The following is a 14,673-nucleotide window of genomic DNA, read 5'->3' as shown; positions in this document are numbered from 1 at the left end:
CGGCAACCCGGTGCGCAGCATGCGTCGCCTGGGCATCCTGCGGGTGCCCGGCAATCGGTTGTCCTCGAATGACGGTCAGCAGAGAGGCGCGTGGGCCATGAGCGGTCTGCCTGTGCACACCGCAGAATCGCTTACGGGGGCACAATAGCCAGTCATTCGTTGATCGTTGTTGGAGGTGCCATGAACCGTTTCGTCCTGCTGGGTGTGGGGGCGCTTGCGCTCGCGGCCTGTTCCAAGCCGGCGCCGTCCGATACCGCGACTCCGGCAGAGCCGGCCGCGCCGGCCACGTCGGCCCCCGCTGCCAGCGCGCCCGCCGCCCCCGCCAGCCCGACCCTGCAGCCGCCGTCGTTCGATTGCGCCAAGGCGCACTCCGAGGCCGAGCAGCAGGTGTGTGGCGACGCGCGACTGGCCGCGCTGGATCGCCAGCTGGCCGCGCTCTACAAGCGGGTGCAGACCAGCCCGGATGAGCTGGACATCGCGGCCGAGCAGCGTGGCTGGATCAAAGGCCGCGATGCCTGTTCGCGTGCGGTGGATCCGCACCGTTGCCTGGTGGAGTCCTACCAGACGCGTCTGGTCGAGCTGACCATCAACGGCGGCGGCATCCAGGTGCCGGCCAAGGTCGAGTACCGCTGCGATGACAACAGCAAGCCGGTGACTGCGGTGTTCTACAACGACATCGATCCCACTGCGGCCGTGATCAGCTGGGGCAACGACCAGGCCATCGTGTTCCCGGTGCCGGTCACCCGCGATGAAAACAACGGCGGTCGCTGGGGGCGCGAAGGCGTGGACCTGCGGACCCACAACGACCAGACCACGCTGGAGTTCTATGGCACCACGCTGCACTGCCAGGTCGCCAGGTAAGGGCAGCCCCCGCCGCGTTGCTCAGCGCACGCGGCGGTAGCGCACCTCGTTCTGCCGGTCGCCCACTTCGGTGGTGACGAAGCCGTCGCGGCTCTGGCTGATGTCGAACACGCTGCTGCCGACGTTGAGCTGGCCGCCATTGACCCAGCCGTTCAACGACTGCCCACGCGTCTGTGCGCTCATGCGGCCGTCGCTGTCGATGCGCATGCGGATGTCGGCGTTGAAGGTCGGGTTGTAGCCCTCGAACTCGCCGACCATCCAGTCGGGCACATAGGACGTGTGGCGGGCGCCCTGGTAGTTTTCGTCGTCGTAGCGCGCGTCATCCTTGTTGGCGTTGTGGGCCAACGCGCCGAGAATAGCCGCGCCGATCAACACGCCGGCGGTAACCTTCGCGTCGTGGTTGTCATCGTCATGGCGGTCATCGCGATCGCTGCCGCCGTGCACCCGGAACGAGGCGCGGCAGCCATCATCGACCCATACCTCGCGGCGGTCGTAGTCCCAGGTGCGGCCTTGGCGGCAGTCCGCACCGGACAGCTTGCGGTCCAGGGTGACGTAGCCCGCGCGGGGCAGGGTGCAGGACTGATAGCGGTTGTCGCGGCTCTCGCAGGTGACGAAGTCGTCCGCGCGCGCGTCTTCCAACGGCAGCATCAACAGCAGGGGCGTGGCCAGCAGCATACGGAAGAGCATGTCGTCGATTCCGGAAGGGAAAAGGAGCGCGTCGCATCGTATGGGAAGCGGGAAACCCCCGTTCCCTGGCACCGACGATGGGCACGCACACATGAAATCCGGATGAAAGTCGCTCCGCAGGAAGATCGCCTCAGGCGCAGGCCGCCAACGGGTGCTGGAAGCAGGCACGGATCGCGTCGAGCAGTTCGCTCATCGTGTAGGGCTTGGGCAGGAAATGCATGCCCGGGCCAAGCTGCGGCACCACGACGGAGGGCTCCAGGCCCGAGGTGACCAGCACCGGCAGACCGGGCTGTTCCTGCTTGACCCGATGCGCCGCCTCGATGCCGCTCACTTCGCCCAGGCAGACATCGGTGAACACCAGATCGAAGCGCTCGCCGGCCTGCAGCAGGCCGAGGGCGGCTTCGGCGGAGCTGACCGCAACGACCTCGCAGGCCTGGCTTTCCAGCGCCATGCGGCTCAGTTCGCGGGTGTCTTCGGTGTCTTCGATCAACAGCACGCGCGGTTCGGGATGGTGCTTGGACAACAACATGGAGCGTGGTTCCTGCTTACCCCCGGAGAGGGGCGCGCAAGTATCGCGGGCCGCCGGTGAGGAGACCGTCGACGGCGACCAAATGCCGGGTGAATCGAGGGCGGGATCGTACCGCCCGTAGCGCCCACGGCGCTCAGGCAACGGCCGCCGACCGCCGGCGTCCACGGTGCCAGGCCCACACCAGCCCGACCGCCAACCCCGCCGCCGACAGGCGCAGCACCGTCGCCGGCCAGCCGACCGCGGTCGCCTCGCTGATCACGAATACGTTCCAGGCCAGGTTGAGCGAGACATGCAGGGCCAGCCCGCTCCAGAGGGTGTAGTCGTCCAGGGCGTTGAGCCAGGCGAATACCAGCCCGCCGATGCCGGTGATGGCGAACACCTGCAGCGCCATGCCCCCGCCGCCGCCGAACGACCACCAGTGGATCGCACCGAAGATCACCGCCTGTACCAGCGCGGCGGCCAGCCACGGCCAGCGCTGCTGGCGATGGGCGAAGATGAAGCCGAAGCCACGGAAGATGATTTCCTCGGCGAACGGGAACAGCACGCCGAGCATCAGCAGCGCGAGGACATCCTGGGTGGGATTCACCCCGCCCAGCCACCACAGGCCGAGCCAGCAGGGCAGCGTGGCCAGCAGCGCCAATCCCGGCCCCTGCCAGCCATTCCAGCGCAACCCGAGCAGTGCGTGCAGGCGTTGCCCCGGGCGCAGCAGCAGCGCAGCCACGGCCAGCACCAACAGCACGCCCAGGCCGTTGTCGAGGATGGCGCCGCCATAGGGGATCGGCAGCTTCGGAATCGGCGTGCCCAGCCACGCGGCGAGGTCGCGCAGATTGATCGACACGGCCAGGGTCAGCACCACCACGCAGGCGGCCAGCCAGGTCGGCAGGCGAAGGGACGGCATGGGACGCTCCATATCCAGGGACGGCGTGGATTGTTCGTGATTCCCTCGCCAGCAGCATGGGGCATAGGTCGGGGGGTCATCGGTCATGGCCGCGTTGCACCACGGTCAGGTATGACCGGCTAGAGTGCGGCTTTGCCCCTTGGATTACCGCCCATGCAATGCCCCGTATGCAAAACCCAAGCGCTGCAGATGTCCGAGCGCCAGGGCATCGAAATCGACTACTGCCCGCAGTGCCGTGGCGTGTGGCTGGACCGTGGCGAACTGGACAAGATCATCGAGCGCTCCGCCGGTGCCGCCGCGCCTGCATCCGCTCCGGTACGCGCTGCCGCACCGCCGCCGGCTGCCGTGCAGCACCGTGATACCCGCCATCTGGGCCAACAGCCGTACGGCGATCAGCACGGCTACCGCAAGAAGAAGAAAGAGAGCTTCCTGTCGGACCTGTTCGACTTCTGATGCACGCGTGCGCGGCGCTCAGGCGCGGCGCAGGATGAACTCCCGGTCGACGCTGTCGCCGACCGGGAAATCGTATTCGCCCACCTTGCTGCAGCCATAGCGCGCATAGAAGCGCTGCGCACCCAGGTTCTCGGACCACACGCCAACCCACAGCGTGCGCCGCCGTGGGTGATCGAGCCAGGCCAGGAACGCGTCCATCAGGCGCGCGCCGTGGCCGCCACTCTGATGGCTGGCGAGCAGGTAGAGGCGCTTGAGCTCGATATCACCCTCGCTGGCCTCGGCATGTGGCAGTCCGTTCGGCCCCGCCGCGAGATAGCCCACCGCGCGGCCGCCATCCTCCAGCAGCCATGCTGCGTTGCGCGGATCGGCCAGTTCGCGGCGTTGCGGTTCGACCGCGTAGTGACTGTCCAGAAATTCGCGCAGATCCTGCGGCGGGTAGGAATCGCCGAAGGTTTCGGTATAGGTGGCGATGGCGATCGCCGAGAGCGCTTCGGCATCGGCAAGGGTGGCGCGGCGGAGGGTCAACGTCATGGCGCAAGGCAGGCAGATCGGGCCGGCAGCTTACGCCATCGCTCCAACCGGCAGGAGGTCCGGGTACCTGCGGCACCCGGAACCTGTCACGGCCGCGGGATCAGAACCAGACCCGCACGCCCGCCACCCAGCGGGTATCGCGTGCGCGCTCGCCGGCCGCCTCGTGGTAATCAGCGGTATCGCCGAACAGCCGCTCGTGGCTGATGCCGATGTAAGGCGCGAAGCGGCGGCTGAACTCGTAGCGCAGGCGCAGCCCGGCCTCGACCTTGTTCAGGCCCGAACCGTTGCCATACTCCGGCTCGTCCTTGGCCGAGAAACTGGCTTCCACCAGCGGCTGCAGGATCAGGCGGTTGGTCAGCAGCAGCTCGTACTCCACTTCCACCGTGGCCGCGAACTGGCCGCTTTCGCCGACATAGGCCGTGGCCGAGGTCTCGAACTTGTACGGCGCCAATCCCTGGATGCCGAATGCCGCCCAGGTGCGTGAATCGGCCGGACGGAAATCCTGCTTCACGCCGACCAGCACGTCCCACCACGGCGACACGCTGCGGCCGTACATCACTTCCAGATCGGCCGATTCGGTGCGGCCGTCGCTGCGCTCGCCTTCGCTGCGCAGCCATAGCCTGTTGATGTTGCCGCCCACCCAGCCGCTGGCCTCCCATGCCTGGCCGGTGCCGTGCTGACCGTCCCAGTGTTCGAGGCGGTTGAGCAGCAGCATGCTGTGGATCTCCGGCGCATGCTCCATCGCGCCGTGGTCGATCGGCGGGAACGCGGCGAGGCGGTCGGCGGCGGTCACGGCAGGAATCGGCTCGAGCGGTTCGGTGGGCGCAGACGCCTTCGGCACACCATGGCCCATCGCGGCGTGGTCCATCTTCGAATGGTCCATCTTGCCGTGATCAGTGCTGCCGTGGTCCATCTTCGAATGATCCATCTGGCTGTGATCGACCTTGCCGCCATCTGCCGGTGCTGTGTCGGCCGTGGTCGTGGTCGGCGTCGTGGCATGGCCGGCATGCGACTGCGCCCAGGCCGGTGCCGACAATGCCAGCAGCAGGGCGGTGCTCAAGGCCGACGTCGCGGTGAGAGGAGAGCGGCTCATTCTTCGATCCTCACTTCGCGCATCATGCCCGCTTCCATGTGGTACAGCAGATGGCAGTGGTAGGCCCAACGGCCGAGCGCGTCGGCACGCACGCGATAGGTGCGGCGGGTGCCCGGTGGCATGTCGATGGTGTGCTTGCGCAGGTGGAAGTCGCCGTCCGCATTTTCCAGATCGCTCCACACGCCGTGCAGATGGATCGGGTGCTGCATCATGGTGTCGTTGACCAGCACGATGCGCATGCGCTCACCGTAGTTCAGGCGCAGCGGTTCGGCACTGGCAAAGGGAATGCCATCGAAGGACCAGCTGAATTTCTCCATGTGGCCGGTCAGGTGGAGCTCGACCTCGCGGCCGGGTTCGCGGCCATCGGGATCGTCGAACAGGCTGCGCATCGCGCCGTAGGTGAGCACGTCGCGGCCGTTGTCGCGCAGGCCGATGCCGGGGTCATCCAGTTTCGGCTCGGTCGCCATGCTCTGCATGTCCACCAGCGGATTGCCCGTTTCGCTGGCCGGGTGACGCGGTGCCTTGGGATCGGCGCCGTGCGCGCCGTGGCCCATGCTGGCGCCGCAGCCGCCTTCCATGCCCTTCATGTCGTGGCCCGCCATCCCGTTCGAGGCATGGCTCATGTCATGTCCCATGTCGCTCATGGTCAGCAGCGGGCGCGCGTCGCGCTCGGGAATCGGCGCCTGCAGGCCGTGGCGGACCGCCAGCGTGCCGGCGGCATAGCCGGTGCGGCCCATGTCCTGGCAGAAGATCGTGTACGCGTCCTGGCCGCTGGGTTCGACGATCACGTCGAAGGTTTCAGCCGGGGCGATGCGGAATTCATCGATGCTGACCGGGTGGATGTACTGGCCATCGGCGGCGACCACGGTCATTTTCAGCCCGGGGATGCGCACGTCGAAGTAGGTCATCGAACCGCCGTTGATGAAGCGCAGCAGCACCTTCTCGCCACTGCGGAACAGCCCGGTCCAGTTGCCGGCCGGGGCGGTACCGTTGAGCAGGTAGGTGTAGGTGTGGGCGTTGATGTCGGAGATGTCGGTCGGCGTCATCCGCATCCGGCCCCACATGCCGCGATCGGCGGTGGCCGCGGCCCAGCCGTCCCTGCGCACATCGCGCAGGAAGTCGGGCAGGGTGCGCTTGTAGTAGTTGTCGTACTCGGCGAGTTTCTTCATGCGCCGGAACAGCGCACCGGGGTCCATGTCGGTCCAGTCCGAGAGCAGGATCACGTGCTCGCGGTCGAAGTGGTACGGCGCCGGCTCGAGCGGGTCGATGATCAGCGCGCCGTACAGGCCGGCCTGTTCCTGGAACATGGAGTGGCTGTGGTACCAGTACGTACCCGACTGCTTGAGGGTGAAGCGGTACTGATAGGCCTCGCCGGGGGCGATGCCGTTGAAGCTCAGGCCGGGCACGCCATCCATGTTGGCCGGGAGCAGCAGGCCGTGCCAGTGGATGGAGGTGGGATGGCCCTGCAGCGTATTGGCGACCCGGATGCTGACGGTCTGGCCCTCGCGCCAGCGCAGGATCGGCGCCGGCAGGCTGCCGTTGACCGTGATCGCCGGGCGGGTGCGGCCGGTGAAGTTGGCCAGCGATTCGCCGATGCTCAGCTGCACGTCCTGGCTGCTGAGCACCTGCGGGGTGCCGACCAGGCCGGGGCCGGCGGCGGCGAACGCCCGTGGGCTCAGACCGGTGGCGGCCAGGCCGGCGACTACGCCGCCGGCAGCCACGCCCTGCACGAACAGGCGACGTGACGGCATGGGCGGGGTGCCCGTGCCGGGTGTTTTGGGGAAAGACATTGCAACTCCGAATCCGGTTCGAATGGCACACGCGGTGCCGTCAACGCCCGCGCACCGGGGGCGCGCGGACAGAGCTCAGGCGGGCGCTCGCAGAGCGCGGCGGATCAGGCGATCGGAGGGCGGGTGATGCGGTCCAGCGGCGGGGTCGGCAGCGTGGGGTGCGCGGCCGTCAGCGGGGCCATCGACACCGGCGGCGGCGTGGCCAGCCAGGCGACCTGGACGGTCAGGCTGGGCTGCTGGGCGCAGCTGCGCAGGCAGTCCTTGATCTTGCAGTGGTCGCCATCGTGCGGCGCCTGTACGCCGGCATCGGCGGCGGCCATCGCGTGGTGATCGTGTGCGGCGGGAGCCGGCGCGTCGCCGTGGCAGGGCGGTGCCGCGCTGCTGGCGGGGGTCGGCTCGGCCAGGGCCAGCGCCATCGGGCCGGCCATGGCCACGTTCAGCCCGTTGAGCAACAGGCTGAGCATCAAGACCACTCGCAGGAGAAGGCCACTGGCGGACATGGGGCTCACCTTACTGCCAAAGCCCGGCGACCGCACCTGCGGCTGAACGCCTGGTTCAACTCTGGAGCCGGGTCTGCCTGGACGTGCCGTGGCATCAGCCTTCCTCACGGACGATCTCGACCAGGCGGTCGCCGTAGCGGGCCAGCTTGGTGCCACCGATGCCACCGACCCGCCCCAGCGCATCGACGCTGGTGGGGCGCTGTTCGGCGATGTTGCGCAGGGTGCTGTCGTGGAAAATGACGAAGGCCGGGACGTTCTGTTCGCGGGCGAGTTCGGCGCGCAGGCCGCGCAGCGCGTTGAACAGGGCCAGGTCCTGCGGCAGCACTGACAGGCCGGTGCGCTGGCCGCTGCGGTCGCGCTCGCGGGCGGCCTTGGGGGTCTCGCGGCGCATCATGACCTTGCGCTGGCCCTTGAGCACTTCACGGCTGCCATCGGTCAGGCGCAGGCCGCCATAGGCGCTGCTGTCCACTTCGAGCAGGCTGGAGGCGACCAGCTGGCGGAACACGCTGCGCCAGGTGCGGGCGTCCAGATCCTTGCCGATGCCGTAGGTGCTCAGTTCGGTATGCCCGAACTGGCGCACCTTCTCGTTGTCGCCACCGCGCAGGATGTCGATCAGGTGGCCGACGCCGAAGCGCTGGCCACTGCGGTAGACGCAGCTCAGCGCCTTCTGGGCGGCGACGCTGGCATCCCAGGCATCCGGCGGCAGCAGGCAGTTGTCGCAGTTGCCGCAGGGCTGGGGGTAGGTCTCACCGAACCCGGCCAGCAGGACCTGGCGGCGGCACTGCATGGATTCGCAGTAGCCGAGCAGGTGATCGAGCTTGGACCGTTCCAGCGTTTTGCGGTCTTCGCCGGCTTCGGACTGTTCGATCATCTGCTTGAGCAGCACCACGTCGCCCAGCCCGTAGCAGAGCCAGGCTTCGGCAGGCTCGCCATCGCGCCCCGCGCGACCGGTTTCCTGGTAGTAGCCTTCCATCGATTTGGGCAGGTCGGTATGCGCGACGAAGCGCACGTCCGGTTTGTCGATGCCCATGCCGAAGGCGATGGTGGCGCACATGACGATGCCATCCTCGCGCAGGAAGCGGCGCTGGTTGGCGGCGCGCACCTCGGCGGGGAGGCCGGCGTGGTAGGGCAGGGCGTTCAAGCCCTCCTTGCACAGGAACTCGGCGGTTTCTTCGACCTTGCGCCGCGACATGCAGTAGACGATGCCGGCTTCCTGGCGGTGGACCTTGAGGAAGTCCAGCAGCTGGCGCTTGGCGTTGTCTTTCTGGACGACGGTGTAGCGGATGTTGGGGCGGTCGAAGGAGCTGACGAAGTGCTGGGCGTTGGTCAGGTCCAGCCGTTCGGCGATTTCGCGCTGGGTGGGCGGATCGGCGGTGGCGGTCAGCGCGATGCGCGGGACGTCGGGCCAGCGTTCGTGCAGGACGGTGAGCTGGCGGTATTCCGGGCGGAAGTCATGACCCCACTGCGAGACGCAATGGGCTTCGTCGATGGCGAACAGGGCGATCCTGCTGCGCGAGAGCAGGGACAGGAAGCGGCCGGTGAGCAGGCGCTCGGGGGCGACATAGAGCATGTCCAGTTCGCCGGCGAGGAGTTCGCGCTCGACCCGTGCGGCGGTGTCGCCATCGAGGGTGGAGTTGAGGTATTCGGCACGGACGCCGAGCTGGCGCAGGGCTTCGACCTGGTCCTGCATCAAGGCGATCAGCGGCGAGATGACGATGCCGGTGCCGTCGCGGAGCAGGGAGGGCACCTGGTAGCAGAGCGATTTGCCGCCACCGGTGGGCATGAGGACGAGCGCGTCATTGCCGGCGGCGACATGCTCGACGATCGCCTGCTGCGGACCGCGGAATTCGTCGTAACCAAAGATGCGGCTGAGCAGGTCGTGCGCGGGGCGGGAAGACATCGCGCTAGTTTACCTTGCCCGGGCTACGGGCCGTGTCCTCTGATGCCGGGTCGGCGTGTAGGGATGCCAGGAGCCAAGGCATCAAAGCCTCAAGGCCTCAAAGGCAGGCTCAAAGCGCCGGGCGTTCCGTCTTACGGGTTTGGCGCGGTGTGGGTGGGCCTGCAGGACCCGCCGTGAACCCGTCCATGGGGGCTCGTAGTGCGCCATCCATGGCGCCCAACGGTCCTGCAAACCCACCCACACCGCGCCTCCGACACTTGGCTGGTGCTCAAAGGAGAGCCAGCCAAGAGCCGCTCAAGAGCCGGTCACGAACCACTCAAACGCAGACAGGCGCCAATCGGCGCCTGTGGTGGTGCGTTCTTGTCGCAGTTGTCCATTGGCTACGGCCTGCGGCAGTCCCTCCGGCTTGCCCAACCGTCCATCCAGATCAGTCTGGCGAGTGGGGGCCAGGCCCTGACGGGACCGTCGGGGCGCCAAGGATGGCGCCCACGAACCCCCAGGGATGGGTTTACGGCGCGTCCCGGCAGGGCTTGGCCCCCGCTCGCCAACACGGAGACCCCGTCAGCCAATGCCGTTGCCTTTTCCTTCGCTTTCGCTTTCGCTTTCGCCTTGAGTCAGCCAAGCCTGCCGCAACGCAACCCTTACTGCAGCAGCGAACGCAGCATCCAGGCGTACTTTTCGTGGGTCTGCAGGCGCTGGGTCATCAGATCCTCGGTCGGTGCATCGTCCGCATCGTCGGCCACGTCCAGCACTTTGCGCGCCGTCCGGCACACCGCCTCGTTGGCGGTGACCAACTGGCGTACCATTTCACGCCAGTCCGCGCTGTCGGTCAGGCCCGGCTCCTCGGCGATCGAGGTCAGGGCCGCGAACTCGCGGTACGAGCCCGGGGCGTTGAAGCCCAGTGCACGGATACGTTCAGCCACGTCATCCAGGGCCGCCCACTGTTCGGTGTACTGGGTCTCGAACATGGTGTGCAGGGAATTGAACATCGACCCGGTCACGTTCCAATGGAAGTTGTGGGTCTTCAGGTAGAGCGTGAACGCATCTGCCTGGAACGCCGACAGTCCATCGGCGATCTTCTTGCGATCGCCCTCCTTGATCCCGATATCGATGTTCGGGGCCGATGGGGCCGCCGCGCCGAGCTTCTGCTTGGCCGTCTTGGTCTTTGCCGGGGTCTTGGTCGTCTTCGCCATGGGAGAACTCCTTATGGATGGGATGAATCGGATGGCCTTCACAATAGATCAGACTACCCTTTCAGTAGTAAACAAAAGTTCTAAACGAATCGATTGATGAGCGCTATCGAAAAACCACAAGCAGCACGCCTGGCCCAGCAGCAGGCCGCGATCAACGGGGCCATGAGCCGCGACCGCGGTCGTTTGCTGGGGATGCTCTCGCGTTGGCGGGCCAAACCGGCGGATGCGGGTCTGGCGGCGGCGTTCGAGCAGGCCTTGCAGGCGTCCGTGCAGCGCCGCGAGGCGCGCGCGCTGAATCAGCCGGCCATCACTCTGGACGAGCAACTGCCGATTGCGCGTGAAGCCGAGGCCATCACCGCGCTGATCCGCGACCATCAGATCGTGGTGATCGCCGGTGAGACCGGCTCGGGCAAGACCACCCAGCTGCCCAAACTGTGCCTGGCCGCCGGCCGCGGCACCGCCGGCATGATCGGCTGCACCCAGCCGCGACGGATTGCCGCACGTGCGGTGGCGACCCGCGTCGCGCAGGAGCTGCAGTCCGAACTCGGGACGACGGTCGGCTACCAGGTGCGCTTCACCGATCGCGTCGGTGACGATACCCGCATCAAGTTCATGACCGACGGCATTCTGCTGGCCGAGATCAGCAGTGATCGCTGGCTGTCCAGCTACGACACGATCATCGTCGACGAGGCGCACGAACGCAGCCTCAACATCGATTTCCTGCTCGGCTATCTCAAGCAGCTGCTGAAGAAGCGCCCGGACCTGAAGCTGATCGTCACCTCGGCGACCATCGACACCTCGCGCTTCGCCCAGCATTTCGACGATGCGCCGGTGATCAGCGTCGAAGGCCGCACCTTCCCGGTGGAGGTCCGTTACCGCCCGCTGGAAGGCGAGGGCGGTGGCGAGGCCGAGGGCGGCCGCGATGGCGAGCGCACCGTGAATGATGCGGTGGTCGCGGCGGTGGATGAAATCACCCGCATCGACCCGCGTGGCGACATCCTGCTGTTCTTCCCGGGCGAGCGCGAAATCCGCGATGCGCACCAGTCGCTGGAGCGGCGCAAATACCGCGGGACCGACGTGCTGCCGCTGTACGCGCGGCTGTCGGTGAAGGACCAGGACCTGGTCTTCAACCCGGGTGCGAACCGTCGCATCGTGCTGGCCACCAACGTCGCGGAGACCTCGCTGACAGTGCCGCGCATCCGCTATGTGATCGACCCCGGTTTTGCGCGCATCAAGCGGTACAGCCCGCGGCAGAAGCTGGATCGGCTGCACATCGAAGCGGTCTCGCAGGCCAGCGCCAACCAGCGCAAGGGCCGTTGCGGCCGTGTGTCCGAGGGCATCTGCTACCGGCTGTATTCCGAGGCGGATTTCCAGTCACGCCCGGAATTCACCGATCCGGAAATCCGCCGCTCCAGCCTGTCCGGGGTGATCCTGCGGATGCTGCAGCTCGGCCTCGGCAAGATCGAGGATTTTCCGTTCCTGGAAGCACCGGATGAGCGCGCCATCGCCGATGGCTGGCAGCAGCTGGGTGAGCTGGGCGCGGTCGATGCGGAGCGCCGCCTGACCCCGATCGGCCGCCAGATGGCGCGCCTGCCGGTGGACGTCAAACTGGCCCGCATGCTGGTTGCCGCGCAGGCCCAGGGCTGCCTCCGGCCGATGCTGGTGATCGCCTCGTTCCTGGGCATCCAGGACCCGCGCGAGCGCCCGCCGGAAGCGCGCGCCGCCGCCGACAACGCGCATGCGCTGTTCGCCGATGGCCGCTCGGAGTTCGTCGGCGTGCTGCGCCTGTGGGACGGCTACCGCCAGGCCCACGAAGACCTGACCCAGTCCAAGCTGCGCGACTGGTGCGGGCGGCATTTCCTCGGCTTCCTGCGCATGCGCGAGTGGCGAGAGCTGCATCGCCAGCTGCGCGTGCTGTGCGAGGAGCTGGGCTGGACGGAAGAAGCGGCCGAGACCTCCCTGGCACCGCTGCTGGCCGGTTCGTCCGCGCCTGCACCGGCGCGCGATGACGAGGCGAAGATCAAGGCGACGCGCGGTCAGCAGCACCGTGCCGCGCGCCTGGCCCGCGAAGGGAAATCCGAGCCGGCGCCGGCAGAGAGCACGCCGGCATCGGTCAAGGGTGCCGACACCGAGGCGCGCAACGCCTTCAGCGACAAAGTCCGCGCCGCCGCCTACCAGACCCTGCACCGCGCGCTGATCGCCGGCCTGCCCACGCAGATCGGCCACCGCAGCGAGAAGGGCGACTTCCTGGCACCGCGCCAGCGCCGTTTCCTGCCGTTCCCGGGCTCGACCCTGGCGAAGCGGCCGCCGCCGTGGCTGCTGACCGCGACGCTGCTGGACACCCAGAAAATCTGGGGCCTGACCAATGCCGCGATCGAGCCCGACTGGGTGATCAACGAACTTCCGCACCTGCTGCTGCGCAAGCACTTCGACCCGCACTGGTCGCGCGCGCAGGGCCAGGTGCTGGCCTCGGAGCAGATCAGCCTGTTCGGTCTGGTGCTGGCACCGAAGAAGCCGGTGCACTACGGCCGCATCGCGCCGGGCGAGGCGCACGACATCTTCGTGCGCCAGGCCCTGGTGACCGGCGAAATCAACACCCGCGCCGGCTTCGTTGCCGACAACCTCAAGGTACTGGAGCAGGCGCGCGAAGAAGAAGCCAAACTGCGCCGCGCCGGCATCGTCGCCGATGAGGGCTGGCAGGCGCGCTGGTACCTGGACCGCATTCCGGCCGAGATCCATTCGGCGATGGGCCTGGATACCTGGTGGAAGGCACTGGCGCCGGAGAAACGCCGCGCGTTGTCGTGGACGCTGGCCGATCTGCTGCCGGGCGAAGGCAGCGATGCCGAGCGTTATCCCACGTACCTGCCGCTGGGCGACGCACGGTTGCCGCTGCACTACACCTTCGAGCCGGGCGCCGACGAAGATGGCGTGACCCTGGAGGTGCCGCTGCACCTGCTCAACGCGCTGGACCCGGCGCGCCTGTCGTGGCTGGCCCCCGGCTTCGTCGCGGACAAGGCCGCCGCGTTGATCCGCAGCCTGCCCAAGGCGATGCGACGCAACTACGTGCCGGCACCGGACTTCGGGCGTGCGTTTGCCGAAGCGTTCGCCGAACCCACCGCCGATGACATCCGGGGCGAACTGGCGCGGTTCCTGTCGCGCGCCACCGGTGCCAAGCTGGCCGCCACGGATTTCGACGACGCCTCGCTGGAGCCGCACCTGCGCATGAACCTGCGCCTGCGCGATGCGGATGGCAAGGTGCTGGCGACCTCGCGCGATCTGGACGCGCTGCGTGCGCGCTTCGGGGCGAAGGCCGGTGATGCCTTCGCCGCACGCGCCGGGCGCGCGCTGGCGGCGGAGGAACTACGCGATTTCCCCGCCAGCCCCATCCCGCTGCAGGTGCCCGGCGAAGCCGGCGTGCCGGCCTACCCGGCGCTGGTGGACCAGGGCGAAACCGCCGCGTTGAAGATTTTCGCCGACCGCAACGAGGCGCTGGAACAGCATCCGCGCGGCGTGCGTCGCCTGCTGGAGATCGCGCTGGCCGACAAGGCCAAACACGCGCGCAAGCAGTTGCCGGTGCCGCCCAAGACCGGCCTGCTGTATGCCGCGATCGAATCGCAGGAGCGCCTGCGTGGCGATCTGGTCGATGCGGCGATGAATGCCGTGCTCGCCGAGGGCCTGGGCGATATCCGCGATCCGGCCGCGTTCGCCAAGCGCAGTGCGGAGGCGGGCAAGGCGTTGTTCGGCGAGGCGATGGCGCGCCTGAAACTGGCCGAGAACATCCTGGCGCACGTGGCTGAACTGAAGCCGCAGCTGGAAGCGCCGCTGATGGGCTGGGCGCGTGGCAACCTGGACGACATGGAGCAGCAGCTTGCCGCCCTGGTCCATCCCGGGTTCCTGCGTGAGACGCCGGCCGATGCACTGGCGCAGTACCCGCGCTATCTGCGCGCGATGATCCTGCGCACCGAGCGCGCCAAGCGCGATCCGCCGCGCGATCAGGCGCGGATGCTGGAACTGCGCCCGTTCGTCGATGCCCTGGCGCAGGCCGATGCACGTGGACTGCGCGCGCGGCCGCAGTGGCAGGACCTGCGTTGGGATCTGGAAGAGCTGCGGGTCTCGCTGTTTGCCCAGGAGCTGGGTGCCAGGACCGGCATATCGGCCAAGAAACTGGCCCAGCGCGTGGCTGCGCTGCAGGCCGCCTGATCCGGCCAACGCCCCGTGCCGATGTGGCACGGGGCGCA

12 protein-coding genes are annotated in these 14,673 nt (G+C 67.9%); 3 read left to right on the top strand and 9 right to left on the bottom strand.

Features of this window, described 5'->3' with window-relative positions:
- The first annotated feature begins 180 nt into the window (after positions 1-180).
- The gene (locus ABE424_RS12815; RefSeq protein WP_346491559.1) at positions 181-861 is read left to right on the top strand and encodes a lysozyme inhibitor LprI family protein; all 681 of its coding nucleotides are present in this window, start codon (positions 181-183) and stop codon (positions 859-861) included.
- A gap of 21 nt (positions 862-882) precedes the next feature.
- Here ABE424_RS12815 and ABE424_RS12810 read toward each other — a convergent pair whose 3' ends face one another.
- The 3 genes from ABE424_RS12810 to ABE424_RS12800 all read right to left on the bottom strand — a co-directional run bounded on the left by ABE424_RS12810 (position 883) and on the right by ABE424_RS12800 (position 2,975).
- The gene (locus ABE424_RS12810) at positions 883-1,548 is read right to left on the bottom strand and encodes a DUF3011 domain-containing protein (RefSeq protein WP_346491560.1); all 666 of its coding nucleotides are present in this window, start codon (positions 1,546-1,548) and stop codon (positions 883-885) included.
- Positions 1,549-1,678: 130 nt separating this feature from the next.
- Positions 1,679-2,077 carry a response regulator gene (locus ABE424_RS12805; RefSeq protein WP_176988434.1) on the bottom strand — a complete coding sequence of 133 codons (399 nt, stop codon included), beginning with the start codon at positions 2,075-2,077 and terminating at the stop codon, positions 1,679-1,681.
- Positions 2,078-2,210: 133 nt separating this feature from the next.
- Complete coding sequence (locus ABE424_RS12800) at positions 2,211-2,975, bottom strand: CPBP family intramembrane glutamic endopeptidase (RefSeq protein WP_346491561.1); 765 nt, start codon at positions 2,973-2,975, stop codon at positions 2,211-2,213.
- A gap of 153 nt (positions 2,976-3,128) precedes the next feature.
- Here ABE424_RS12800 and ABE424_RS12795 point away from each other — a divergent pair, with 153 nt between their 5' ends.
- On the top strand, positions 3,129-3,428 hold the full coding sequence (locus tag ABE424_RS12795) for a zf-TFIIB domain-containing protein (protein WP_346491562.1): 300 nt from the start codon (positions 3,129-3,131) through the stop codon (positions 3,426-3,428).
- Positions 3,429-3,446: 18 nt separating this feature from the next.
- On the opposite strand, the gene ABE424_RS12790 is transcribed toward ABE424_RS12795, so the two are convergent.
- The 6 genes from ABE424_RS12790 to ABE424_RS12765 form a co-directional block, all read right to left on the bottom strand.
- The gene (locus ABE424_RS12790; RefSeq protein WP_346491563.1) at positions 3,447-3,959 is read right to left on the bottom strand and encodes a GNAT family N-acetyltransferase; all 513 of its coding nucleotides are present in this window, start codon (positions 3,957-3,959) and stop codon (positions 3,447-3,449) included.
- Positions 3,960-4,059: 100 nt separating this feature from the next.
- Entirely contained in the window at positions 4,060-5,052 is a 993-nt protein-coding gene (locus ABE424_RS12785; protein ID WP_346491564.1) for a copper resistance protein B, read from the bottom strand.
- On the bottom strand, positions 5,049-6,842 hold the full coding sequence (locus ABE424_RS12780) for a copper resistance system multicopper oxidase (RefSeq protein ID WP_346491565.1): 1,794 nt from the start codon (positions 6,840-6,842) through the stop codon (positions 5,049-5,051). The genes ABE424_RS12785 and ABE424_RS12780 overlap by 4 nt, the downstream gene beginning before the upstream one ends.
- Positions 6,843-6,946: 104 nt before the next feature.
- The gene (locus ABE424_RS12775) at positions 6,947-7,342 is read right to left on the bottom strand and encodes a CopL family metal-binding regulatory protein (protein ID WP_346501924.1); all 396 of its coding nucleotides are present in this window, start codon (positions 7,340-7,342) and stop codon (positions 6,947-6,949) included.
- Between the two features lie 94 nt (positions 7,343-7,436).
- Entirely contained in the window at positions 7,437-9,242 is a 1,806-nt protein-coding gene (gene recQ / locus ABE424_RS12770; RefSeq protein ID WP_346490318.1) for a DNA helicase RecQ, read from the bottom strand.
- Positions 9,243-9,883: 641 nt separating this feature from the next.
- Positions 9,884-10,435 (bottom strand): Dps family protein, encoded by a 552-nt coding sequence (locus tag ABE424_RS12765; RefSeq protein WP_176988442.1) that lies wholly within the window; start codon positions 10,433-10,435, stop codon positions 9,884-9,886.
- Positions 10,436-10,531: 96 nt separating this feature from the next.
- Here ABE424_RS12765 and hrpA point away from each other — a divergent pair, with 96 nt between their 5' ends.
- Positions 10,532-14,635, top strand: coding sequence for an ATP-dependent RNA helicase HrpA (hrpA, locus tag ABE424_RS12760; protein WP_346491567.1), 4,104 nt, complete (start codon positions 10,532-10,534; stop codon positions 14,633-14,635).
- The last annotated feature ends 38 nt before the right edge of the window (positions 14,636-14,673 follow it).

The organism is Stenotrophomonas sp. TWI1149 (genome assembly GCF_039673155.1).
GTDB classification, from domain to species: Bacteria; Pseudomonadota; Gammaproteobacteria; order Xanthomonadales; family Xanthomonadaceae; genus Stenotrophomonas; species Stenotrophomonas maltophilia_AA.
This window is presented reverse-complemented; position numbering and strand designations above follow the sequence as displayed.